The organism is Neorhizobium tunisiense, from assembly GCF_039631515.1.
Classification (GTDB): domain Bacteria; phylum Pseudomonadota; class Alphaproteobacteria; order Rhizobiales; family Rhizobiaceae; genus Neorhizobium.
In genome coordinates, this window is the sequence record NZ_JBDIUU010000006.1 from 21,641 (window position 1) to 45,067 (window position 23,427).

The 23,427-nt window shown below is 61.9% G+C and carries 23 protein-coding genes; 9 read left to right on the forward strand and 14 right to left on the reverse strand.

The window, feature by feature from the left end; translation table 11 throughout:
* Entirely contained in the window at positions 1-927 is a 927-nt protein-coding gene (locus ABCW43_RS19625) for a Gfo/Idh/MocA family protein (RefSeq protein WP_345927519.1), read from the reverse strand.
* Between the two features lie 7 nt (positions 928-934).
* On the reverse strand, positions 935-1,927 hold the full coding sequence (gene araD1, locus ABCW43_RS19630; protein ID WP_345927603.1) for an AraD1 family protein: 993 nt from the start codon (positions 1,925-1,927) through the stop codon (positions 935-937).
* 328 nt (positions 1,928-2,255) lie between these two features.
* Here araD1 and ytfQ point away from each other — a divergent pair, with 328 nt between their 5' ends.
* The 5 genes from ytfQ (at position 2,256) to ABCW43_RS19655 (ending at position 7,627) form a co-directional block, all read left to right on the forward strand.
* A complete protein-coding gene (ytfQ, locus tag ABCW43_RS19635; RefSeq protein WP_345927521.1) occupies positions 2,256-3,215 on the forward strand; it encodes a galactofuranose ABC transporter, galactofuranose-binding protein YtfQ in 960 nt (319 codons plus the stop codon).
* Between the two features lie 112 nt (positions 3,216-3,327).
* Complete coding sequence (locus ABCW43_RS19640; RefSeq protein WP_345927523.1) at positions 3,328-4,854, forward strand: sugar ABC transporter ATP-binding protein; 1,527 nt, start codon at positions 3,328-3,330, stop codon at positions 4,852-4,854.
* Complete coding sequence (locus ABCW43_RS19645; RefSeq protein ID WP_345927525.1) at positions 4,851-5,900, forward strand: ABC transporter permease; 1,050 nt, start codon at positions 4,851-4,853, stop codon at positions 5,898-5,900. Before ABCW43_RS19640 ends, ABCW43_RS19645 begins: the two co-directional genes overlap by 4 nt.
* A complete protein-coding gene (gene yjfF, locus ABCW43_RS19650; RefSeq protein WP_345927527.1) occupies positions 5,897-6,883 on the forward strand; it encodes a galactofuranose ABC transporter, permease protein YjfF in 987 nt (328 codons plus the stop codon). Before ABCW43_RS19645 ends, yjfF begins: the two co-directional genes overlap by 4 nt.
* Complete coding sequence (locus tag ABCW43_RS19655) at positions 6,884-7,627, forward strand: FadR/GntR family transcriptional regulator (RefSeq protein WP_345927529.1); 744 nt, start codon at positions 6,884-6,886, stop codon at positions 7,625-7,627. It abuts the gene before it with no gap.
* A gap of 6 nt (positions 7,628-7,633) precedes the next feature.
* Here the strand turns inward: ABCW43_RS19655 and ABCW43_RS19660 are convergent, their stop codons facing one another.
* From ABCW43_RS19660 to ABCW43_RS19680, 5 genes are all read right to left on the reverse strand, one after another.
* A complete protein-coding gene (locus ABCW43_RS19660; protein WP_345927531.1) occupies positions 7,634-8,782 on the reverse strand; it encodes a M20 family metallopeptidase in 1,149 nt (382 codons plus the stop codon).
* Positions 8,783-8,992: 210 nt separating this feature from the next.
* Positions 8,993-9,853 carry a shikimate dehydrogenase gene (locus ABCW43_RS19665; protein WP_345927533.1) on the reverse strand — a complete coding sequence of 287 codons (861 nt, stop codon included), beginning with the start codon at positions 9,851-9,853 and terminating at the stop codon, positions 8,993-8,995.
* A 62-nt stretch (positions 9,854-9,915) separates the two neighbouring features.
* On the reverse strand, positions 9,916-10,929 hold the full coding sequence (locus ABCW43_RS19670; protein ID WP_345927535.1) for a TRAP transporter substrate-binding protein: 1,014 nt from the start codon (positions 10,927-10,929) through the stop codon (positions 9,916-9,918).
* Positions 10,930-11,003: 74 nt separating this feature from the next.
* On the reverse strand, positions 11,004-12,284 hold the full coding sequence (locus tag ABCW43_RS19675; RefSeq protein ID WP_345927537.1) for a TRAP transporter large permease: 1,281 nt from the start codon (positions 12,282-12,284) through the stop codon (positions 11,004-11,006).
* Between the two features lie 10 nt (positions 12,285-12,294).
* Positions 12,295-12,858, reverse strand: coding sequence for a TRAP transporter small permease (locus tag ABCW43_RS19680; RefSeq protein WP_345927539.1), 564 nt, complete (start codon positions 12,856-12,858; stop codon positions 12,295-12,297).
* Positions 12,859-13,154: 296 nt separating this feature from the next.
* Between ABCW43_RS19680 and ABCW43_RS19685 the strand changes: the two genes are divergently transcribed.
* On the forward strand, positions 13,155-13,793 hold the full coding sequence (locus ABCW43_RS19685; RefSeq protein ID WP_345927541.1) for a TetR/AcrR family transcriptional regulator: 639 nt from the start codon (positions 13,155-13,157) through the stop codon (positions 13,791-13,793).
* Here the strand turns inward: ABCW43_RS19685 and maiA are convergent.
* The 3 genes from maiA to hmgA all read right to left on the reverse strand — a co-directional run bounded on the left by maiA (position 13,790) and on the right by hmgA (position 16,907).
* On the reverse strand, positions 13,790-14,440 hold the full coding sequence (gene maiA, locus ABCW43_RS19690) for a maleylacetoacetate isomerase (RefSeq protein ID WP_345927543.1): 651 nt from the start codon (positions 14,438-14,440) through the stop codon (positions 13,790-13,792). The genes ABCW43_RS19685 and maiA overlap by 4 nt on opposite strands.
* Positions 14,440-15,456: a fumarylacetoacetate hydrolase family protein gene (locus ABCW43_RS19695; protein ID WP_345927545.1), complete on the reverse strand. Its 1,017-nt coding sequence runs from the start codon at positions 15,454-15,456 to the stop codon at positions 14,440-14,442. Before ABCW43_RS19695 ends, maiA begins: the two co-directional genes overlap by 1 nt.
* 86 nt (positions 15,457-15,542) lie before the next feature.
* Complete coding sequence (gene hmgA, locus ABCW43_RS19700; protein ID WP_445738980.1) at positions 15,543-16,907, reverse strand: homogentisate 1,2-dioxygenase; 1,365 nt, start codon at positions 16,905-16,907, stop codon at positions 15,543-15,545.
* Positions 16,908-17,008: 101 nt separating this feature from the next.
* Here hmgA and ABCW43_RS19705 point away from each other — a divergent pair, with 101 nt between their 5' ends.
* The gene (locus tag ABCW43_RS19705; RefSeq protein ID WP_345927606.1) at positions 17,009-17,485 is read left to right on the forward strand and encodes a MarR family winged helix-turn-helix transcriptional regulator; all 477 of its coding nucleotides are present in this window, start codon (positions 17,009-17,011) and stop codon (positions 17,483-17,485) included.
* On the opposite strand, the gene ABCW43_RS19710 is transcribed toward ABCW43_RS19705, so the two are convergent.
* Positions 17,482-17,961 (reverse strand): Lrp/AsnC family transcriptional regulator, encoded by a 480-nt coding sequence (locus tag ABCW43_RS19710; protein WP_345927547.1) that lies wholly within the window; start codon positions 17,959-17,961, stop codon positions 17,482-17,484. The two genes, ABCW43_RS19705 and ABCW43_RS19710, sit on opposite strands and share 4 nt — an antisense overlap.
* 124 nt (positions 17,962-18,085) lie before the next feature.
* Between ABCW43_RS19710 and hppD the strand changes: the two genes are divergently transcribed.
* Positions 18,086-19,201 carry a 4-hydroxyphenylpyruvate dioxygenase gene (gene hppD, locus ABCW43_RS19715; RefSeq protein WP_345927549.1) on the forward strand — a complete coding sequence of 372 codons (1,116 nt, stop codon included), beginning with the start codon at positions 18,086-18,088 and terminating at the stop codon, positions 19,199-19,201.
* Positions 19,202-19,276: 75 nt separating this feature from the next.
* On the opposite strand, the gene ABCW43_RS19720 is transcribed toward hppD, so the two are convergent.
* From ABCW43_RS19720 to ABCW43_RS19730, 3 genes are all read right to left on the reverse strand, one after another.
* Complete coding sequence (locus ABCW43_RS19720) at positions 19,277-20,227, reverse strand: isoaspartyl peptidase/L-asparaginase family protein (RefSeq protein WP_345927551.1); 951 nt, start codon at positions 20,225-20,227, stop codon at positions 19,277-19,279.
* An 87-nt stretch (positions 20,228-20,314) separates the two neighbouring features.
* A complete protein-coding gene (locus ABCW43_RS19725; protein WP_345927553.1) occupies positions 20,315-21,907 on the reverse strand; it encodes an ABC transporter substrate-binding protein in 1,593 nt (530 codons plus the stop codon).
* Positions 21,904-22,470, reverse strand: a complete 567-nt coding sequence (locus ABCW43_RS19730) for a MarR family winged helix-turn-helix transcriptional regulator (RefSeq protein WP_345927555.1) — start codon at positions 22,468-22,470, stop codon at positions 21,904-21,906. Before ABCW43_RS19730 ends, ABCW43_RS19725 begins: the two co-directional genes overlap by 4 nt.
* Before the next feature lie 198 nt (positions 22,471-22,668).
* On the opposite strand from ABCW43_RS19730, the gene ABCW43_RS19735 reads away from it, so the two are divergent.
* A complete protein-coding gene (locus ABCW43_RS19735; RefSeq protein WP_345927557.1) occupies positions 22,669-23,370 on the forward strand; it encodes a creatininase family protein in 702 nt (233 codons plus the stop codon).
* The last annotated feature ends 57 nt before the right edge of the window (positions 23,371-23,427 follow it).

Consider the following 23,427-nt stretch of genomic DNA (forward strand, 5'->3'; position numbering starts at 1 on the left):
TCAGTCCTCAAATACATCTGTTTGAATGCGCCGGCCCAGCATAAAGGCATCGGCGACATGCACCAGCGGCGAGAAATCGGTGTCACTGCGGCTTTCGGCCACAAGCGCCACGAAATCACGATAGAGATTACGGTATTCCCTGTCTTCCTCGACGATCGCGCTTCTGCCATCGACGAAAAGGCGGCTGCCGCCATGGGTCAGAACGATCGGACCCTCGTCGGTCTCGACGCGGATATCCCAGGTCTGCGGCCCGGTCTGGCGCCAGTCGAATTCGGCCGAGACCGGAATGCCGCCATCCGTCTCGAAAGAGAGGCTTGCCGCGATCGGCGCCGCCCGGTTGGCCGGGAAGGTCAATTCGGAACGGATGAGGTGAAAGATTTCCGGCAGGATGCGGGTCACGATCGACAGCGCGTTGATGCCGGGGTCGAAGACGCCGAGGCCGCCCGGCTCCCAGATCCAGGCCTGGCCCGGATGCCAGTGGCGGACGTCTTCCTTCCATTCCACCGTAACGCTGCGGATCCTGCGCTCTGCGAGCAGCGCCCGCGCCGGCTCGACGGCAGCGGCAGCCCGCGAATGCCAGGTCGAGAACAGCGAAAGGCCCTTCGCCTTGGCGAGCTTTTCCAGCGCATAGACTTCCGAAAGCGTCGCACCAGGCGGCTTTTCGAGCATCACATGCTTGCCGGCATCGAGCGCGGCCTTCGCCTGCTCGAAACGCCCCACGGGCGGGGTACAGAGAGAGACTGCATCGAACTCGACGTCCGAGGCGAGCAGATCGCCGATCTCATGGAAACAGGCGATGTCGTCGAGCTTGGCGTGGCGGCTGGCGACGGCCACGAGCTCGATGCCGTCGGTCGCTTCGATCGCACCGAGATGCTGGTCCCTTGCGATCTTTCCAAGCCCGACGATGGCGACGCGGATAGGAGTCATGGCCGCCTCAGAGCTTCTTGATCGTCACGGGGGTATCCGCCGCGACGGCCAGCCGGTTGACGAGCGGCAGTTTGAACGGGGCGGCGGAAATCTCGAAAACGTCGCCCGTCTCCGTCTTGATGCCCTCGGAGAAGGAGAGCGTCGCGGTGCCGAAGAAATGCACGTGCAGATCACCCGGCTGGCGGAAGATATCGTATTTGAAATTGTGATGTTCGAGGTTGGCGATCGTATGCGACATGTTCGCCTCGCCGGACAGGAAAGGCTTTTCGAAGATCACCTCGTCGCCGCGCAGTACGCGGGACGTACCCTCCACATGGTCCGGCAGGTCACCGACCAGAAGTTCCGCGCCGAGTGCCGCCTGGCGCAGCTTGGAATGAGCGAGCCAGAGATAGTTGCCCTTCTCCGTCACGTGGTCCGAAAATTCGTTGGCGAGACAGAAGCCCAGCCGGAAGGGCGTGCCGTCCGGGCCGATCAGATAAATGCCCGCCAGTTCCGGCTCCTCGCCGCCATCGAGCGCGAAGGCCGGCGAGACCAGATCGCTGCCGGTGGCGCGAAGCTGCGAACCATTGCCCTTGTAGAACCATTCCGGCTGTACGCCGGCCTCGCCGGGTTTCGGCTTGCCGCCCTCGACACCCATCAGGAACATGCGCATCGAATCAGTCGGCTTTTCCGTCGCCTGCGCCGCCTTGTGCATCTTGTCGCGACCGTCGGCCGAGCCGAGATGCGTCAAACCGGTGCCGGCGACGATGAAATGTGCCGGGTCCGGATGGGTGATGGGCAGGCCAAGGCGCCCCTCGCCCGCGGCCTTTTCAAGATCGACGGCATCGCCGAGACCGGCCGCTTCGATCCGCTGGGCCAATGTCTGGCCGGCGGCAATCGCCTGGCGGGCGAGCTCATAGGTGGACGAAACGCCCTTAACCGCACGGGCAGCACCTTCGCCATCCCACGCGACAACAATAGACGCACCAGCGCCATCCAAGACCTGAAGAACCCGCAACATCGATTTCATCACCCAAATGCTTCCAATACCAACATGACGTCTCCTGCCGCCATGCCACTCCTCCCATCAGAACCATCAGGCCCGATGTAGTCATTAATACGACTATTGGATTGGTATCGGGCTTGTCAAGGAGGAGAAAAACCACTTCCGGCAATCCCGATCTTTTTAATAAAGCCATTTATCCCAAGGATTCAATCGATTGTTACCCTCGAAAGTGGCAGGATACGGCCTTTCTCGCAATTTCTTCAAAAATAGCGCTTGAAAAAGTAATATTATATGCCAATCCTTGAGCCGTCAGTTCGCTTTCTCATCTCTGGGAGGATTTAGGATGAAAAGAGCTCTCGCGGCAGCTGTAGCCGCTCTTACCCTATCGTTGGCATCCGGCGTTTCCGCCGCGTCCCTGACCGTCGGCTTCTCGCAGATCGGATCCGAATCCGGCTGGCGTGCGGCCGAAACCACGGTCACCAAGCAGGAAGCCGAAAAACGCGGCGTTACCCTGAAGTTTGCCGATGCTCAGCAGAAGCAGGAAAACCAGATCAAGGCGATCCGCGGCTTCATCGCCCAGGGCGTCGATGCGATCTTCATCGCTCCGGTCGTCGCGACCGGCTGGGATGCAGTCCTGAAGGAAGCCAAGGAAGAAAAGATCCCGGTCATTCTGCTCGACCGCGAAATCGAATCGCCGAAGGACCTCTACCTGACGGCCGTCACGTCCGACCAGGTGTTCGAAGGCAAGGTCGCCGGCGACTGGCTGGTCAAGGAAATCGGTTCCAAGACCTGCAAGGTCGTCGAACTTCAGGGCACCACCGGTTCTTCGCCGGCCATCAACCGCAAGAAGGGTTTCGAACAGGCGATCGCCGGCCATTCCAACATCAAGATCGCCCGCTCGCAGACCGGTGACTTCACCCGCACCAAGGGCAAGGAAGTCATGGAAAGCTTCATCAAGGCTGAAGGCGGCGGCAAGGACATCTGCGCAGTCTATGCCCATAACGACGACATGGCGGTCGGCGCCATCCAGGCGATCAAGGAAGCCGGCCTGAAGCCCGGCACCGACATCAAGATCGTCTCGATCGACGCCGTGCCGGATATCTTCCAGGCGATGGCCAAGGGCGAAGCCAATGCGACAGTCGAGCTGACACCGAACATGGCCGGCCCCGCCTTCGAAGCCCTCAATGCCTATCTCAAGGACAAGAAGGCTCCGCCGAAGTGGATCCAGACCGAATCGAAGCTCTATACCGCCAAGGATGACCCGATGAAGGTCTACGAAGCCAAGAAGGGCCTCGGTTACTGACCTCCCGCCGCCCGGCTCCACCTCCTACCCCTTGGTAGAGCCGGGCGACTGCAGCAACCGGAGCGGTGCACCGTCGCCGCTCCGGTTCTTCGATAGACGCGGGACTTTAGGCATGTCGGATACAAACTCACTTCTGGAAGCCCGGGGCATCGGCAAGGCCTTCCTCGGCATCACTGCGCTCGACAGCGTGGATTTCACGCTCGAACGCGGGGAGATTCATGCGCTGCTCGGCGAAAACGGCGCCGGCAAATCGACGCTGATTAAGATCCTCACCGGCGTTTACAGCCGCGACCACGGCACCATGCACCTCGACGGCGCGGAGGTGACACCATCCAGCGTCGCCGAAGCGCAGGACCTCGGCATCGGCACCGTCTACCAGGAGGTCAATCTCCTCGAAAACCTGACGGTCGCGGAGAACCTTTTCCTGGGCCGCCAGCCGCGCCGTTTCGGCCTGATCGACCGTCGCGAAATGCGCCGCCGCTCGAAGGCGCTTCTCGAACGCTACGGCCTCGACATCGACGTCGACGCCCTGCTCTCGTCCTATTCCGTTGCCGTCCGGCAGCTTGTCGCCATCGCCCGCGCCGTCGATCTGTCCGGCAAGGTTCTGGTGCTCGACGAACCGACTGCCAGCCTCGACGCCCACGAGGTGGAGATGCTGTTTACCGTCCTGCGCCGGCTGCGCGAGGAAGGTCTCGGCATCATCATCATCACCCATTTCCTCAACCAGGTTTATGCGGTCGCCGACCGCGTCACGGTCTTGCGCAACGGCCGGCTCGTCGGCACCCGCAAGCTCGCCGAACTGTCGCGGCTTGAGCTGATCTCGATGATGCTCGGCCGCGAGCTGCAGCACATTACCCGCGAACATCAGGCGCAGGAAGAAACCATCGCCTCGACGGCGGAAGCGCCTATCCGCTTCTCGGGTTACGGCAAGCGCGGCAGCGTCGCACCTTTCGACCTGGATATTCGCCCCGGCGAAGTGGTCGGCGTCGCGGGCCTGCTCGGCTCCGGCCGCACCGAGACCGCCTTCCTGCTCTTCGGCATCGACCGCGCCGACAGCGGCACTGCGACCGTCGACAATCAGCAGATCACCCTCTCATCCCCGGAAGCGGCGATTGCCAGCGGCTTCGGTTTCTGTCCGGAAGAGCGCAAGACGGACGGCATCATCGGCGACTTTTCCGTTGCGGATAATATCGCGCTTGCGATGCAGGCCCGTCAGGGCTGGGCAAAACCGATCTCCTCGCGGGAAAAGGCAGCCCTTGCCGAGAGCTTCATCAAATCGCTGGATATCCGACCGGCCGATCCCAACAGGCAGATGAAATTCCTCTCCGGCGGCAACCAGCAGAAGGCGATCCTCGCCCGCTGGCTGGCGACCGGTCCTCGTCTGCTGATCCTCGACGAACCGACTCGCGGCATCGATATCGGCGCGCATGCGGAAATTCTGAAAATGATCGAAAAACTCTGCGCCGACGGCATGTCGCTGGTCGTCATCTCCTCTGAACTGGAGGAACTGACCGCTATCGCCCACCGCGTCATCGTGCTATCCGACCGCAAGCATATCGCCGAACTCAAGGGCGATCGGGTGACTGCCGACAACATCATGCAGGCGATCGCAGCGCCGGCCCGCACGGAGGCCGCATGATGGACCGCTTCACCCGCCGGCTGAAACGTCTGGCACCCCAGATCGTCGCGCTTGCAGTCATCCTCGCCCTGATTACGGCAGTCGCGCCCGGATTCCTCAACGTCTCGTTCCAGAACGGCCGGCTCTACGGCAGCCTGATCGATATCCTGGTGCGCGCCGCACCCGTCGCGCTGCTGACCATCGGCATGACACTGGTCATCGCCACCCGCGGCATCGATCTCTCGATCGGCGCCGTGATCGCCATCTGCGGGGCGGTGGCCGCGACGCTGATTGCACACGATTATCCGCTGCCGGTCGTGATCCTGATCTCGCTCGGCGTCGGCCTCGTCTGCGGCCTATGGAACGGCGTCCTGGTCGCCCTCCTCGATATCCAGCCGATCATCGCCACCCTGATCCTGATGGTGGCGGGCCGCGGCATCGCGCAGCTCATCACCGAAGGCGTCATCCTCACCTTCAACAACGACAGCTTCGCGGCGCTCGGCTCCGGTTCGCTGTGCGGCATCCCGATCCCGATCCTCATCTGGGTCTGCGCGGCCCTGATCATCGGCCTGCTGGTGCGCCGCTCCGCGCTCGGTTTCCTGATCGAGGCGACCGGCATCAACCGCCGCGCAGCGACGCTTGCCGGCGTGCGTGCCCGTTTCCTCTTGTTTTTCGTCTATGCGATCTCCGGCATCTGCGCCGCCATCGCCGGCCTGATCGTCACCGCCGATATCCGCGGCGCCGATGCCAACAATGCCGGTCTCTGGCTGGAACTCGACGCCATCCTCGCGGTGGTGATCGGCGGCACGTCGCTGAACGGCGGACGGTTCTCCATCACCGCATCTCTGATCGGCGCCCTGATCATCCAGTCGATCAACACGGGCATCCTCGTCTCCGGCTTCCCGCCGGAATTCAACCTGATCATCAAGGCCGGCATCATCATCGTCGTCCTGACCCTGCAGTCGCCGGCCATCATGGCGCTGTTCGGCTTCCTCAAGGCCCCGCGGCGCAAGGCCGAGACGGTATCCCGCGACACATCCCATAAGGCGGAAGGAACGGTTCGATGATCCACACCCGCAACCTGCCCTTCGTCACCACGCTCGGCATCTTCGTCATCGCCTATGCCCTCTGCGTGCTGCAGTTTCCGAACATGATGTCGACGCGCGTCATCGGCAATCTTTTGACCGACAACGCCTTTCTGGGCATTGCTGCGGTCGGCATGACCTTCGTCATCCTGTCGGGCGGCATCGATCTCTCGATCGGTTCGGTGATTGCCTTCACCAGCGTTTTCGTGGCCGTCATGGTCGGCTCCCTCGGCGTCCATCCGCTGATCGCCTTTGCGGCCGTCCTGGTCATCTCGACCCTTTTCGGCAGCCTGATGGGAGCGATGATCCGCTATCTCGGCATACCGCCCTTCGTCGTCACGCTCGCCGGCATGTTTTTGGCCCGTGGTGCCGCCTATCTGATCTCGACGGAATCGGTGCCGATCTCGCACGAGATGATCGACGCGATCCAAGGCTTCTACTTCCGCTTCCCGGGCGGCGGTCGTCTGACGGCGCTCGCCATACTGATGCTGCTGGTGTTCATCGTCGGCGCCTTCGTCGCGGCGCGCACCCGCTTCGGCGCCAATGTCTATGCGATCGGCGGCAGCCAGCAGTCAGCCGAGCTGATGGGGGTTCCGGTCGGCTCCACGACGGTCGGCATCTATGCGCTGTCCGGCTTTCTCTCGGGCCTCGCCGGCATCGCCTACACGCTCTACACCTCGTCCGGTTATTCGCTGGCGACAGTCGGCGTCGAGCTCGATGCGATCGCGGCCGTCGTCATCGGCGGCACGCTGCTCACCGGCGGTGTCGGGCTGGTCGCGGGGACCTTTATCGGGATACTGATCCAAGGGTTGATCCAGACTTACATTGTCTTCGACGGCACATTGTCGTCCTGGTGGACGAAAATCGTCATCGGCATCCTGCTCTTCGTGTTCATTGTATTGCAGCGCGGAATCATCTGGTATTCAAACAGGCGACTGGCCGAGGGACGGCTGAAGGAGATCTGAGTGGGACTTCTGGAAACCACGATCAGTGGGCGAAAGCGCCGCAGCAACCACGCGCACGTGGTGGCGGAGCTCGGCCGGGGGATCGTTTCCGGCAAGATCCCCGAAGGCTCCCTGCTGCCCGGCGACACCGAGCTTTCCGCTCGTTTCGGCGTGTCCCGCACGGTGTTGCGCGAATCCATGAAGACGCTCGCCGCCAAAAGGCTGGTCGAAGCGAAGGCCAAGGTCGGCACGCGCGTGCTCGACAAGGCCAGCTGGAACTTCTTCGATTCTGACGTGCTCGGCTGGCGTTTCGAATCCGGGCTGGACTTCGAATTCATCGAGCATCTGGCGGAAATGCGCATGGCGTTGGAACCGGCAGCGGCGGCAGCAGCAGCGCTGCGCGCCTCCAGCGACGACATCGTCGCGCTCTACGCGATCGCCGCGAAATTCGACGACCTTTCCCATACGCCGGAAACCATCGCCAAGGTGGACCTCGAATTCCACCTCGCCATCGCCCGCATGTCGGGCAATCCGTTCATGCGCTCGGCGAGCGCGCTGATTGAGGCGGCTCTCGCCATCTCCTTCCAGCTCTCCTCGCCGGCTGCCTCGCCGGAAAAGATCGACGAGGTCGCCACCAACCACCTGAGAATCGCCCATGCGGTCGCCTCGCGCGATCCCGACAGGGCTATCACCGCCATGCGCCACGTCATCGAGGTCGGCAAAATCCGCATCGCCAACTCGTTCGAAGTGACCCTGCCGGCCTGAGACCGGTTATCTCGCTTTAAGCGAGATCATCAGGTTAGCGAGCAGGGCGGTGCGCGGCGCAACGCTGCTGACGAAGATATGTTCGTTGAACGTATGCGCGCCGGCACCGTCCGCACCGAGCCCGTCGAGCGTCGGCACGCCGAGCGCTGCCGTGAAATTGCCATCAGAGCCGCCGCCCGTCGCCACTCCTTCGAGCTTGATCCCAAGGCCGCTCGCGATCTCTGCCGCCACGTCGAACAGGCGCCTGCCTTCATCCGACTGAGCGAACGGCGGACGGTTCATCCGACCGTCGATTTCGAAGGTGATATCCGGATCGACCGGCTTCATCGCCTCGATCTTGGCCGTGATCTCCGTTGCGATCGCATCGTCGGGAACACGCACGTCCACCTGCAGACGGCATTCCGCCGGCACGGTGTTGCGGCCCGTCCCGCCCTCGATCGTCCCGACCGTAACGGTAACGCCGCGTTCGGTGTCGTTGAGCGCTTCGAGTTCCAGAACCAGCCGGGCAGCCGCGCGAATGGCACTACGGCCATCCTGCGGCCTCGTACCGGCGTGCGAGGCATGCCCCCGCACGGTGACATCGTACATGGCGACCCCTTTGCGGGCGACGACGATCTTGCCGCCGTCGCGGGCGGGTTCCACCACCAGCGCATAACCTGCATTCTTCGCCGCCTCTTCCATGAAGGCGCGCGACGACAGGCTTCCCATCTCTTCGTCGGGCACGAAAACCAGGTCGATCGGCATCCTGCTGCCGTGCCTGACTGCGAGTTTCATCGCCTCGAGCGCCATCAGCGCGCCGGACTTCATGTCGTAGATACCGGGGCCATAAAGTTTGTCCCCCTCCTGCCGCAGCGGCAGTTGGTTGTCGATCACGCCGACCGCATGCACGGTGTCGAGATGCGCCAGGATCAAGACGGTCTTTTCATTGCTGCCGGCCGGTCGCGGCGAACGGATCGCCAGGATATCACCGAAACCGAGCGTGCCCGTGAGCCGCTCCGTCACCAGACCAGCCGCCTTGCCGATCGCTTCGACCCGATCTGCCAAGAGATTGACAGCGGCGGCATCAGGCGTCGGCGTCTCGATCTCGACCCACTGCTTCAACTCGTCGATGAGAGCCTTGTCGTCGATGTCTTTGGCGGAAATGGCAAGCGTCATGGCAATAACCTGGGCGTTCTTCGGCGGGGATGATGCCGCAGAAGTGCGGCCCGGCCACTATAGTCGGCCAAGCCAGGATCGCCAGACCCACTGCCAAGATGACCGGCAAAAATCTCAGGCGCCCCAGATGGGGCACCTCCATCGCGCACCTGAGCCGGAGCGGCGCTGCCGCGCGCGACTATGTGAGGAGCAGGGCCGGAAGATTTTCCGTCAAACTGTCAGCGCCGCGAAATGCTGGAGCATGCGCGCCGCATCCGGCTCCCGACCGGTGAACAGCTGAAATGCGCCGACCGCCTGGAAGACGGCCATGCCGCCGCCGTTCAGCACCCGGCAGCCGCGCTGCCTGGCAACGCTCAGCAGTTCGGTTTCGAGCGGGAAATAGACGATCTCCGCCACCCAGTGATGCGGCTGGAGAAGTTCCGGCGGCAGTGGCAGGCCTGGATATTTTGCCATCCCGGTCGGCGTTGCATGGATGATGCCCGAGACGTCCTGCATCGCCGAAACGATATCGGAGGAGGCTCGTATCGACGCGTCCGGAAAGATTGCCGACATCGTTCGGGCAAGCTGCTCGGCCCTGTCAGGCTCGCGATCGAACACCGTCAGTGCCTTGAGACCGAGGGACAGGATCGCGTAGGCCGTCGCAACGCCTGCGCCACCGGCGCCGATCTGAACTGCCGCGCCCAGATCGGCGCCCGGCAGACCGCGCCGGAAACTTTCGGCGAAACCCCACCAGTCGGTATTGTGGCCAAACCGCTTTCCGTCCTTCAGCACCACCGTGTTGACGGCGCCGAGCGCTCTCGCCTCGTCGGAGAGTTCGTCGAGATAGGGAATGACCAGTTGCTTGCAGGGGTGTGTGATGTTGAGGCCGATCAGCCCGCGCGCTTCCGCATCGTCCAGGAGGTCGGGCAGGCTGCCGGGCGTCAGGCCGAGCAGATTGAGATCGATCAGCTCGTATTCGTAGCGAAAGCCTTGAGCTGCGCCTTCCTTCATATGCATGGCGGGCGTCAGCGAGGCCTGGATGCCGGCGCCGATCAGCCCGGCCTTCAAGGGTTTCAGCAATGTCTCGGCCATGGGTATCGCGCCTCGTTTCGATGGAAGGGCCGGCCCGCCCGTAAGACGGGCCGACGCGGATGTTACTTCTTGCGGACGGCGTCCAGTTCCTTGAAGAGCAGCGAAACGGTATCGGCACCCACATCGGCGCTGAACTTGTCGATCAGCGGCTTGACGGCATCGCGGATCTTCTGGGTTTCAGCGGCGTTGAGTTCGGTGACCTGCATGCCGGTCTTCTTGATCTCGTCGAGCGCCTTGGCGTCCGCTTCGCGCGAAACCTTGCGCTGGAAGTCGCGGGCTTCGGTCGCAGCCGACTGGAGAATGCCCTTCTCCTCGTCGTTGAGGCCGTCCCAGAACTTCTTGCTGACCAGCACGATCTGCGGATTGTACTGGTGACGGGTGACCGTCAGGTACTTCTGCACTTCGTAGAACTTGGCATTGAGGATGTTCGCGAACGGGTTTTCCTGGCCATCGACCGTTCCGGTTTCAAGCGCGGTGTAGAGTTCCGTATAAGGGAGCGGCACTGCATTGGCGCCGAGGCTGTTGAACAGCTCGATCGGGATCGGCGACTGCAGCGTGCGGATCTTCAGGCCCTTGATATCTTCGAGCTTGGTGACAGCGCGGCGGTTGTTGGTGAGGTTGCGGAAGCCGAGTTCCCAATAGGCGAGGCCGACGAGGCCGGTCGCCGGCAGCTTGTCGGAAAGGCTCTTGCCGAAGGCGCCGTCCATCACCTTGTCGGCTTCCTCGCCGCTGTTGAACAGGAACGGCAGATCGACCGCCCCGAACGCCTTGACGTTGCTGGAGAGGATGCCGGCATTCAGCACCAGCATCTCGACCACGCCGCCCTGCAGGGCAGAGACGGTCTGCACGTCGCCGCCGAGCACGCCGCCCGGGAACAGCTTGATCTCGATCTTGCCGCCGCTCTTCGCCTTGACGATCTCGGCGAACTTTTCCATGCCGGTGACCTGAGGATGGCCCTTGTTGTTGGCGGCCGCGAATTTCAGCGTATGCGCGCGGACCTCGGCGGATGCCGTGCCGGCAAACAGCATCACCGGCAAGGCGATCCCGAGCGCCAGTTTCATCATCGTGTTGAACATGCTTTCCTCCCATTGGTGGCCGGGATCCCCCACGGCCGGTTGATATGCACTAGGTTGGCGGACGCTTCCCGGCCTCAGCGCCCGAACCAGGCGACCGGCACGGTCACCAGCTGCGGGAAGAGGACGAGAAGGAAGAGAACGATCAGTTCGGCGATCATGAAGGGCATCACGCCCTTCATCAGGTCTTCCATCGACAGCTTGGAGACGCCGCAGATGACGTTGAGAACCGTGCCGACCGGCGGCGTGATCAGGCCGATCGAATTGTTGATGATAAAAAGCACGCCGAAATAGACCGGATCGATGCCCGCCTGCTTGATGATCGGCATCAGCACCGGCGTCATCACCAGGATGGTCGGCGTCATGTCCATCGCCGTGCCGACCACGACAATCAGCGCCATGATCGCGAGCAGCAGCAGCGTCTGGTTGTCCATCAGCGGCTCCAGCAGCGCGACGAGATCGCCGGGCACGTCGGCAACGGTGATCAGCCAGGCGGAAACCGCGGCACAAGCGACCAGGAACATCACGACCGCGGTAATCTTCGCTGCCGCCACGAAGACGTTGAAGAGTTCGGAGGGCGCCAGTTCGCGATAGACGACCATCGACACGAACAGCGAATAGACGGCAGCGACGACACCGGCTTCAGTCGGCGTGAACACGCCGAACTTCAGTCCGACGATGATGATGACAGGCAGCATCAGCGCCCAGATGCTGTCGACGAGCGCCTTGATGCGCACCTCGCGGCTCTGTCTCGGAGGCAGTTCGAACTGCTCCTTGCGGGCGACGATCAGCCAGGTGACGCAGAGTGCCAGCGCGATCAGCAGGCCGGGAACGATGCCGGCGAGGAAGAGCTTGGTGATCGAGACGCCACCGATGACGCCATAGAGGATGAAGCCGATCGACGGCGGGATGATCGGCCCGATGACCGAAGCCGATGCCAGCAGTCCGCCGGTCCGCGCCGGATCATGGCCCGATTTGATCATCATCGGATAAAGCAGTGCGCCGAGCGCGGCGGCATCCGCCACCGCCGAACCCGAAAGGCTCGACAACACGCAGGCGGCGAAGATCGCCACGAAACCGAGACCGCCGCGCACGTGGCCGACCAGGGCCATGGCGAGATTGACGATGCGTTTCGACAGGCCGCCGGTATTCATCACTTCGCCTGCAAGCAGGAAGAAGGGAACGGCCATCAGCGGAAAGCTGTCGGCGCCGTTCAGCACGTTCTGCGCGACGATCTGGGCGTCGAAAATGTCCATATACATCATCAGCGCGACGCCGCTGAGGATGAGCGCAAAGGCGATCGGCACGCCGAGTGCCATGGGACCGAGAAGGGCGCCGAGGAAAATAGTGAGCGTCATCGGTCTCTCCTCAGGCCTTGGTGGCGCCGGCGGCGACCGCGGCTTCCGGATGATGGTCGAGAGCCACTTCCTCCTCGCTGTCGCGCACCAGTTGGACAGTCGCGATATCGATGCGGCCAGTCGCCACCTGGAAGGCGTCCCAGAGGATGATGAGGAAGGTCGGAACCCCGAAGGCGAGGCCGGCGCCGTAGAACCAGCCCATGGAAATGCCGGTTGCCGGCATGGTGGCGGGCAGGTTGATCAGCGTCTGCGTCCAGCTTCCGCTGATCAGCAGCCACGTGGCGACGAGCATCAGCCCCTGCCCCATCAGCACTGCGATCCTGGCACTTGTCGGCGGCAGCCGCTTTAGAAGCGAATCGACTCCAAGGTGCCCATGTTCGCGCATCGCGACGACGCCGCCGAGAAAGGTCAGCCAGATGAAGAAGACGCGCGACAACTCTTCTGAAACGGTGATCCCCTGATTGAAGGCATAACGCAGCACGACATTGCCGAAGACAAGCACCACCATGCCTGCCAGAAGCAGGGCGATGACGATCTTCAGCGCCAAGAAATAGAAATCGATGATCCGTGTCACTTCCAGTCCTCCCAAGGCGCCCGTCATCGAATGTCGTCAGCGGCAACCGATAAGACGGCTACCCACTCGATCCTTTGACAAGATAACCTCCGCCGGGACCGCCTCCTCAGGGATCGACCGGCAATTCGGATAAAATGTACGAACTAGTGCGTATGTCAAGCGCCATCTATTGAAAGCCTCAGGCATGCCCGTTATGACTTTGGAACAAATGCGAAAATTCGATGTGGACAATCGGTTGTCCGCAAGGCGTGTTTCTGTGAGCATGGCGGGATGAAACGGTGAAGGCGGATTCGGGGATGGCGGCGAAACGCGAAAACGGCAGGAAAAACGACCCGCAACGCACCCAGGAAGACATCCTGGATGTGGCGACGGAGGAGTTCACGACCCATGGCCTCGCCGGCGGCCGTGTCGATGCGATCGCGGAAAAGACCCGCACCTCGAAGCGGATGATCTATTATTATTTCGGCAGCAAGGAGGGGCTTTATCTCGCCGTTCTCGAGCGAGCCTACCGCAAGATCCGCACACTGGAAGAGGACCTTCAGCTTTCCAACCTGCCCCCGGAACAGGCGCTGCGGGTGCTGATTTCGACGACGTTCGAGCATGACGAGGCCAATCCGGATTTCGTCCGGCTTGTCAGCATCGAGAACATCCACCACGCCGCACACATGCTGCGGTCCGAGGCGATCCGCGACCTGAACGTCTCGGTCATCGAGACCATTGCCGCGATCCTTGAGCGCGGCGTCGCGGCCGGCGTATTTGTTCGGAAAGCCGATCCGATCGACATTCACATGCTGATCAGTGCTTTCTGCTTCTTCCGCGTTTCCAACCGCTATACGTTCGGCACGATCTTCCGCCGTGACCTTTCGGAACCGGAGACAATGGAACGCCACAAGGGCATGATCGCCGACGCGGTGATCAGCTACCTGAAGACTTAGCGAACCGCCTTGTCGGGACGGTCCCTGTCGGGATGGGCGTTGGCGAACGGTTTCAATTCGGCGCAGCGGTCGGCGATCCCGACAAGTTTCGGGCAGGCGGAGAGATCGACGCTCCATCGCCGCGCATTGTAGACCTGCGGCACGAGGCAGATATCCGCCATGCTCGGCCTGTTGCCGTGACAGAATGTGCCGGTCGAGGGGGAATTAAGCAGTATCTCGAAGGCAGCAAGTCCTTCTCCGATGAACTTCTGCATCCAGGCCAACCGGGCGGCGTCGCCGCCGCCGGTCAGCGACAAGACATGGCCGACAACATGCGTGTTGCAGACCGGATGGATTTCCATGGCGATGACGTAGGAAAGCGCCCTCACCCGCTGCCGCCCGACGGCATCCCCCGGCAGGAAGGCGCCGCCGCGCGTCTCGTCGAGATATTCGATCACCGCCAGCGACTGAGTGAAGCTATGGCCGTCGATTTCCAGAACCGGCACCAGACCCTGCGGGTTGCGGGCGAGATGCTCCTGCGACCTGTGCTCCTTGGCGAGGATGTCGACCGGAACCGTGCGGAATGTTTCGGCAACCATGTTGAGGGCGATCCTCAGCCGGAAGCTCGCCGAGGACCGCCAGTAGTCGTAGAGAATCGTATCGCTCATCACGCCTTCTCGTATTGCGTCACGATCTGCTCGATCGCACCGAAGATCGAGTGCCCCTTGTCGTCCTTCATCTCGATTCTGACGGTATCCCCGAAATGCAGGAACGGCGTCTTCGGAACCCCGAGATTGATCGTCTCGATCGTGCGGATTTCGGCAATGCAGGAATAACCGGCTCCGCCATCGGCAACCGGCTTGCCGGGACCACCGTCGAGCTTGTTGGAGACCGTGCCCGAACCGATGATCGTGCCGGCGATGAGCGGCCGCGTCTTCGCCGCATGGGCGATCAGCTGCGGGAAATCGAAGGTCATGTCGACGCCGGCATTGGCTCGGCCGAAAGGCTTGCCGTTCAGATCAACCTTGAGCGGAAGGGAAAGCTTGCCGCCGTCCCAGGCCGAACCCAGCTCATCGGGCGTGACCGCGACCGGAGAAAAAGCGGAGGACGGTTTCGACTGGAAGAAGCCGAACCCCTTGGCGAGTTCGGAAGGGATCAGCCCACGCAAGGACACGTCGTTGACGAGAAGGACCAGCCGGATCGCCTCGCGTGCCTCATCCACGGACGCCCCCATGGGCACGTCGCCGAGGATCACCGCGACCTCGCCCTCCATATCGGCGCCCCAGGCTTCGTTTTCGAGCAGGATCGGATCGCGAGGCCCGAGGAAACTGTCGGACCCGCCCTGGTAGATCAGCGGATCGGTCCAGAAGCTCTCCGGCATCTCCGCATTGCGCGCCCGGCGCACCAGTTCGACGTGATTGACGTAAGCCGATCCGTCCGCCCATTGATAGGCGCGCGGCAGCGGCGATGCGGCATCATGTTCGTGGAAACGGATGGTCGGCTGCGAACCGGTCTCGATACCCTCAGCGACCCGTTCAAGCCGCGGACCGACATACGCCCAGTCGTCGAGCGCCGCCTGCAGCGCGCGGGCGATATGACCGACCTCCGAGCACTGGGTCAGGTCTTTCGAGACGACGACCAGGCGGCCGTCGCGGGTGGAATCCTTCAGTGTCGCGAGCTTCATGAATGAGTGTTTCCCGTTTTATCGTTGGTATTGCCCACAGAATGTGTGGAGATCGCGCAAGAAGGCAACCGGAATGTCGCGCCGGTTCACTTGATCCCCGGCGTACCGTCGAACTTTCGCTCAAGGCCCGACCAGCAATCCACGTAATCGTCCTGCAGCGTCTCCAGTTCGGCTGCGAATTTGGTGAGCTGCTGCGGGAAACGGGTCTCGAACATGAAGGCCATGGTGTTGTCGAGCCTGACGGGTTTCAGCTCGCCGTTCGACGCCTTTTCGAAGCCGGTAAAGTCCGGCCCGTGCGGCAGCATCATGTTGTGCAGGCTCATGCCGCCGGGCACGAAACCCTCCTCCTTGGCGTCGTAGCGGCCGTAGATCAGGCCCATGAATTCGCTCATGATGTTGCGATGGTACCAGGGCGGCCGGAACGTATGTTCGGCCACCAGCCAGCGCGGCGGGAAAATCACGAAATCAACATTCGCCGTCCCCTCCTCTCCGGACGGTGCGGTCAGCACCGTGAAGATCGATGGGTCCGGGTGGTCGAAGAGGATTGCGCCGACGGGCGAGAAGGTGCGCAGATCGTATTTGTAGGGCGCATAATTGCCGTGCCAGGCAACCACGTCGAGCGGCGAATGGCCGATTTCTGTGACGTGGAACGAGCCGCACCACTTCACCTGCACGCGGCAGGGCGTCTCCTTGTCCTCGTAGGCCGCCACCGGTGTCTTGAAATCCCTTGGATTGGCGAGGCAATTGGCACCAATCGGCCCGCGATCCGGCAGCGTGAACTTGGCGCCGTAATTCTCGCAGATATAACCGCGCCAGACTTCTTCCTCACCCAGCCGGGTCACCTTGAACATGGTCCCGCGCGGGATGATGCAGATCTCCGAAGGCTCCAGATCCATCTTGCCGAGTTCGGTGAAAACGCGGATCGACCCCGTCTCCGGCACGATCATCAGCTCGCCGTCGGCATTGAAGAAATAGTCGTCCACCATGTCGGTGTTGAAGACGTAGACGTGCGCCGCCATGCCGCTCTGGGAGAGCGCATCGCCCGCCGTCGTCATGGTGCGGATGCCTTCCAGGAAATTCAGCTTTTCAGTCGGTGCCGGCAGCGGGCTCCAGCGGAGCTGGCCGAGCGCCAGCGAATGTTCGGCGACGTGAGGCGCGGTCTTCCACAGCGGATAATCGAACCTCCGAAACCGGCCGGTATGCCGCACGCTCGGGCGGATCCGGTAGAGCCAGGAACGCTCGTTGGTGCCGCGCGGCGCGGTGAACGGCGAGCCGGAAAGCTGTTCGGCATAAAGCCCGTAATTGCATTTTTGCGGGCTGTTCTGGCCCTGCGGCAGAGCGCCGGGCAGGCTCTCGGTTTCGAAATCATTGCCGAAACCCGGCATATAGGCGAGCGTCTCGCTATTCGCCCCGGTAAACTGCGCGGCGTTCGGATCAACCTTGTCCAGCATGGCTTGTTTCCTCCCATGATGACGATATGGTTGCAAATGTAACCATCAATTTTGTAACCATCAACGCCCCATCAACGCCCCATCAACGCCCCATCAACGCCATGACGACGGATAGTTTCGAACTCGAACAGTTCCTCCCCTACAGGCTCAACCGCACCGCCGAATTCGTCGGCCTGCGTTTTGCGGCGCATTACAAGGCGAAATACGGCCTGACCCGGCCGGAATGGCGCACGCTTGCGGCGCTCGGCAGTTCCGGACGGATGACCTCGAAGGCAGTCGGCATTCATTCCAGCATGCACAAGACCAAGGTCAGCCGCGCCGTCTTCGCGCTCGAACAACGCCGCTGGCTGAAGCGCAGCCAGGACGATGCGGACCGGCGTCTCGAACACCTCGAGCTCACCCCTGCCGGGCAGCTGGCTTACCGGGAGCTGATCGAACTCGCCCGCCGCTATCAGGCCGAACTGGAGGCGGAATTAGGCGAGAGCGGCATCGAGGCTCTATCGACCGGTCTAGCGGCAATCGAGCAGGTCATCCGCCGTTCGGGCAAGGGGAAACTGCCGGAGCCGGACAATCTTTAGGACTTGGCGGGCTTTTGAATCGGAATCCCACCAAAATCCTTCAACACATTGAGAACGATCGATGTTTTGACATGCTGGACGCTCTCGTGCGGCAACAGCACGTCATTGACGAAGTGGGACAGGCCAGCAAGATCCCGCGTCACCACTTTCAGGTGATAGTCCATCTCGCCGGTCAGCGAGAAACATTCGAGCACTTCCGGCAGGTCCTCGACGAGGCGGGCGAACCGCTTGGCGTTGTCGCGATTATGGGTGGCGAGCGTCACGGCGATCACCACAAGAAGGTCGAGACCGAGTTTTTGGCGATTGAGGTGCGCCCGATAGGTCTCAATGAACCCCTCGCCCTCCAGCCGCGCACGGCGGCGCGAACATTGCGACGGGGAGAGCGCGATGAGTTCCGACAATTCGTTATTGGTCAACCGCCCGTCGATCTGCAGGTGACTCAAGATCTTCAGGTCGTAGCCGTCCAAAGCTTCCATCGTGCATCCGATCGCCCAATTCCGCATGCTTCATGCACAAATCCAGCAGAACCCGGCTAAGATTGCAAGCACAATGCAGGCCTCCTGCATCATCATGGTAAGCGACTGACAGGAGGAATTTGCCATGGGTCCTTTCCCGCACGACGCACCGGTTTCGCAGATTACCGCCGACAATCCGGCCGGCACAGACGGTTTCGAGTTCGTCGAATTCGCCCATCCCGAACCGCAGAAGCTGGAAGAGCTGTTCACCCGCATGGGCTACAAGCCGGTGGCCAAACACAAGACGAAGAACATCACCGTCTGGCGCCAGGGCGACATCAACTACATCCTCAATGCCGAGCCGGGCAGCCATGCCATGCGCTTCGTCGACGAACACGGCCCCTGCGCGCCGGCCATGGCCTGGCGCGTCGTCGATGCCAAGCACGCCTACGATCATGCAGTCTCCAAGGGTGCGACACCCTACGAGGGTAAGGACAAGACGCTCGACGTGCCGGCAATCGTCGGCATCGGCGGTTCGCTTCTCTATTTCGTCGAGACCTATGGCGAAAAGGGTTCGGCCTATGAGACCGAATTCGAATGGCTTGGCGAGCGGAACCCCCGACCCGAAGGCGTCGGTTTCTATTATCTCGACCACCTGACCCACAACGTCTATCGCGGCAACATGGACAAGTGGTGGGACTTCTACCGCGAACTCTTCAACTTCAAGCAGATCCACTTCTTCAACATCGACGGCCGTATCACCGGCCTCACGAGCCGGGCGATCACCTCCCCCTGCGGCAAGATCCGCATTCCGCTGAACGAGTCCAAGGACGAGACCAGCCAGATCGAGGAATTCCTGAAGAAATACAAGGGCGAAGGCATCCAGCACATCGCAGTCGGCACCGACGGCATCTATGAGGCGACCGACAAGCTCGCTGACAATGGGCTGAAATTCATGCCCGGACCACCGGATACCTATTACGAAATGTCCGGCACCCGCGTGCACGGCCATGATGAGCCGATCGAGCGTATGAAGAAACACGGCATCCTGATCGACGGCGAAGGCGTGGTCGATGGCGGCATGACCAAGATCCTGCTGCAGATCTTCTCGAAGACGGTGATCGGCCCGATCTTCTTCGAATTCATCCAGCGCAAGGGCGACGAAGGGTTTGGCGAAGGTAATTTCCGCGCCCTCTTCGAGTCCATCGAGGAAGACCAGATCCGCCGCGGCGTGTTGAAGCCGCAGGAAGCTGCCGAATAACAAGAACAGCTCCGGAGGGTAGAAAACCCGGCGGTCATTCCGCCGGGTTTTCCATGCCGACAGCTTCCATCGCGCTCAGGGCTCGATGGAAAAAACTTCGCCATGCGTAGCAACGTAGAATTCGCCTTCCGGCGTCACCCAGCCGCGGAACATACCGTCCGTATTGTAGGGCGCGGTAATCGAGCCGTCGGCGCCGACAGCCACGAGCCCAGCCCCTATATCGTGCTGCTTCAGATCCTGCTGGATGACCTTGGCAGCCGCCTTCTCAAGGCTCTCGCCGAGATAGGAAACGCGGGCCGCCACTTCATGGCCGACCGCATAACGCATGAAATATTCGCCCTTGCCGGTGCCGGACACGGCACAGGCGCCGTCGCGCGCGTAAGTTCCGGCGCCGATGATCGGGGTATCACCGATACGGCCCTCCGGCTTGTTATTGTAACCGCCGGTCGAGGTGGCTGCCGCCAGATGCCCTTCTGCGTCGAGCGCAACGGCACCGACCGTGCCATGCTTTTCCGACTCGCTCGCCTTCGCCGCCGTTCCGGCCGCGGCATGTGCCTTCATCGCCGCCAGCGCCTTGATACGCCGCTCGGTGGTGAAATAATCCGGCTCGACCATATCGAGCCCGGCCTCGCGGGCGAACTCGTCGGCCGCCTCGCCGCCAAGCAGGATCGCGTCGCCCTTTTCCATGATCTTTCGGGCTGCCTTGATCGGATTGCGGATACGGCGAACCAGCGTCACCGCACCGGCTTCGAGCGTACGGCCGTCCATGATCGAGGCGTCCAGTTCATGCCTGCCGTTGGTATTGAGTGCCGCCCCGTAACCGGCGTTGAAATGTGGCGAATCTTCCATGACGACCACAGCCGCCTGCACCGCGTCGAGCGCCGCACCGCCTGATGTCAGCACCTCCCAGCCGGCCTTCAGCGCCCGGCCCAGATCGACGCGGGCGGCCGCCCATTCCTCGTCGCTCAGGTCGAGTTTTGCCATGACGCCGCAGCCGCCGTGGATCGCCAGCGCAATCTTTCCCATCGATCCTTCTCCCCGTCTGAACTTGCAGGTTTTTCAGAAAAACGGCCGGGCGAGATGCCCGGCCGGTGGCTCACAGGTTGGGATGGCCTATTTCGCCGGGCGGATGTTCATCGCCAGGGTGTCCTCGTCTGAACGGGGAACGATGGTGATACCCTTCTTCATGCCCCAGGCCGAGACGGTCGAGGCGATCGCGAGATAAGGCCGGTCGGTCGAAACCAGCGCATTTGCGTCCATCAGGAACTTTTCGCGCTTCTTGGCGTCCATCTCGACGGCGGCGTCCTCGATCAGCTTGTCCATGGTCTTGTTGACATAGCCGCGAAGGTTGAAGGCACCGAGCTTGGTCGCCGGGTCGTTGCTGTGGGCGAGCGACGACAGCGTGTAGTTCGATTCACCCGTCAGAGTGCCCCAGCCCGACATGGTCATGGAGTAGTCGCCGCGGGTGTTGGCCGGGAAGAAGACGGCGCCCGGCTGGGCGTTGGCCTCCGCCTGGATGCCGATGGCGGTCAGCATCTGGGCGATCGTCGTGCCGACGTCCTTGTCGCCCGGCAGGCGGTCGTTGGTGAAGGAGAAGGTCACCTTGAAGCCGTTCGGATAACCCGCTTCGGCAAGCAGCTTCTTGGCCTTTGCCGGATCGGCCTTTGTGGATTTGACCGCCGGGTTCCACCCGAAGATGTTCGGCGTCACAAGCTGCGACTGAACGCTGCCCATGCCTTCCATGGCGATCTCGGTGATCGTCTCGCGGTCGATCGCCAGATCGAAGGCTTCGCGCACCTTGGGATCCTGGAATGGGTTCTTCGGCAGCGGCGAACCATCCTTGGCGCTCACCTGCGGCGGCTTATCGCGGAAATCGAAGGCGACGTTGAAGAGATAGACGCTGTCCTGGCGCACGACGGTGAGCTTGGCATCCTTCTCGAGCGTCGGGACGTCGGAGGCCGGAATGCGCGAGATCAGGTCGACCTGACCGGCTTTCAACTGTGCGACGCGGGCCGCATCGTTCGGGATCTCCTTGCGGGTGACCTTGTCCCAGGGTTCCTTCTCGCCCCAGTAGCCGTCGAACTTCTGCAGCACGAGCTGTTCCTTCGGCGTCCAGGAGACGAACTTGTAGGGGCCGGTGCCGATCGCCGCCTTGCCGGAATTGAAACCTTCCGAAGCCTTGTCGGCGTTCGCGGAAAAGTCCTTGGCAGCCGTGTGCGAAACGACGAAGAGGCGGATGAAATCGTTCGGCAGGTTCGGTGCAGCACCATCGGTCTTGATGCGGATCGTCAGCGGATCGACGATCTCGATACCCCTGACACGACGGACGTAGATGGTGGTCGGGTTGGGACCGGTGACGGCCGGGATGCGCTCGATCGAGAACTTCACGTCCTCGGCGGTGAAATCGGAACCGTCGTGGAATTTGACGCCCGGACGGAGCTTGAACTCCCAGGTCGTATTGTCGATGGCCTTCCAGCTCGTCGCAAGGCCCGGCTCGAGCTCAAGATTGTTGCCGGATCTCACGAGCGAGTCATAGATATGCTTGACCGCTTCGGCGTGGGTGCCGGCGGCGGTGAAATGCGGATCGACCGACAGCGGGCCGGCGCGCACGCCGATCGTCAGGTCGGCGGCAAGTGCAGCTCCCGAAACGCTGCCGAGCAATAGGGCGGCGAGAGCCCCCGTGCGGAATGTCTTCAGAATAGTCATTCTTCGTTCTCCTTTATATTTATCATTGGGGGCCAGTTGGGGGATTCCACGACGACTTTCGCCAACAGTTCGGAGAGCATCAGCTTTTCGGCAGGCGTGAGCCCCGACAGCATGACCTTTTCACGCTCCACCATCGGCTGCATGGTTCGGTCGACGATGCGCTTTCCTTCGTCCGTGATGTAGAGGACGAAGCTTCGAAGATCTGCCGCATCGACCTCGCGCCGGATGATGTCCTTGTCGATCAGCTTCTGGATCGCCCGGCTCATCGTATTTTTCGGAAAGCCCGAAGAGCTGCTGATGGCGCTGGCTGTCAGCCCGTCGGAAAGGCCGAGCGAATAGAGCACCACGAATTCCGGCCGGGCGAGCCCGTACTCCTTTTCGATCCAGCGATAGATCGGCTCGTTGAATTGCAACGCCAGGAAGTTGATGCGGAAGGAAAGCCAGCAGGGATTCTGCCACAACTTCACGGACACCAGATCATCGACGCCATGACTGCCGGCCGCGACCTTGCCGCCCTCTCTGAGGAGCGCATCGAAGGATGAGATTTCCAATTGCAATGCCATCGGCTCCCGCAGAAATCCGCGTCGGATTTTGTTCCGTATGGAACTTGACGGTCGGTTATTTGACTGTCAATCTCTTTTTTTAGTTCCGTATGGAACCTTGCACTTGATCGGCACAACGCCTGTCAAGGCACATTTTTTGTGCTTTTGTGCTGAATTCTGATTAGTTTTTGCGCGTCTCGCGCATGGCATGGAGATTTCATGAAGATCGCGGATATGAACTGGATGCAGGTGGAGGAACGGGCGGCCGAGGATGACCGCTGCGTGCTGCCGATCGGCAGCGTCGAGCAGCATGCCTATCTCAGTCTTGCCACCGACATGATCCTAGCCGAGAAGGTTTCGCTCGACGCAGCAGAGCCGCTCGGCATTCCGGTTTTCCCGGTCGTGCCCTACGGCCTCGCCTCGTCGTTTGCGACTTTTCCCGGCACGCTGACGCTGACGCTCGCAACCTATATCGGCGTGATCCGCGACCTGATGGACGGCATCCACCGTTCCGGCTTCCGCCGCGTCCTGATCGTCAACGGCCATGGCGGCAACACGCCGGCGACCGCGGTCATCTCCGAATGGCTGAATGCCCATCCGGACGCCTCGGTGAAATTCCACGACTGGTGGCGGGCACCCAAGACCTGGGCCAAGGTGCAGGACACCGATGCCGCCGCCTCGCACGCCTCCTGGATGGAAAATTTCCCCTGGACACGCACCACCGACCAACGCCAGCCGACGACTTCCAAGCCGAAGGTGGATTTTGCCGCCCTCGCCCGAGTCGATGCGGCCCGCAAGCGCGAACTGCTGGGAGACGGAAACTATCACGGTCTCTACCAGCGCCCCGACGAGGACATGCTGGCGATCTGGGACGTGGCTGTCGCGGAAACCCGCGATCTTCTCGAAAACGACTGGCACTGACGGCCGGGCATCCTTCAAGGCGCCTCACCCTCCGAAACCCGCAGAAGACGGGCCTGG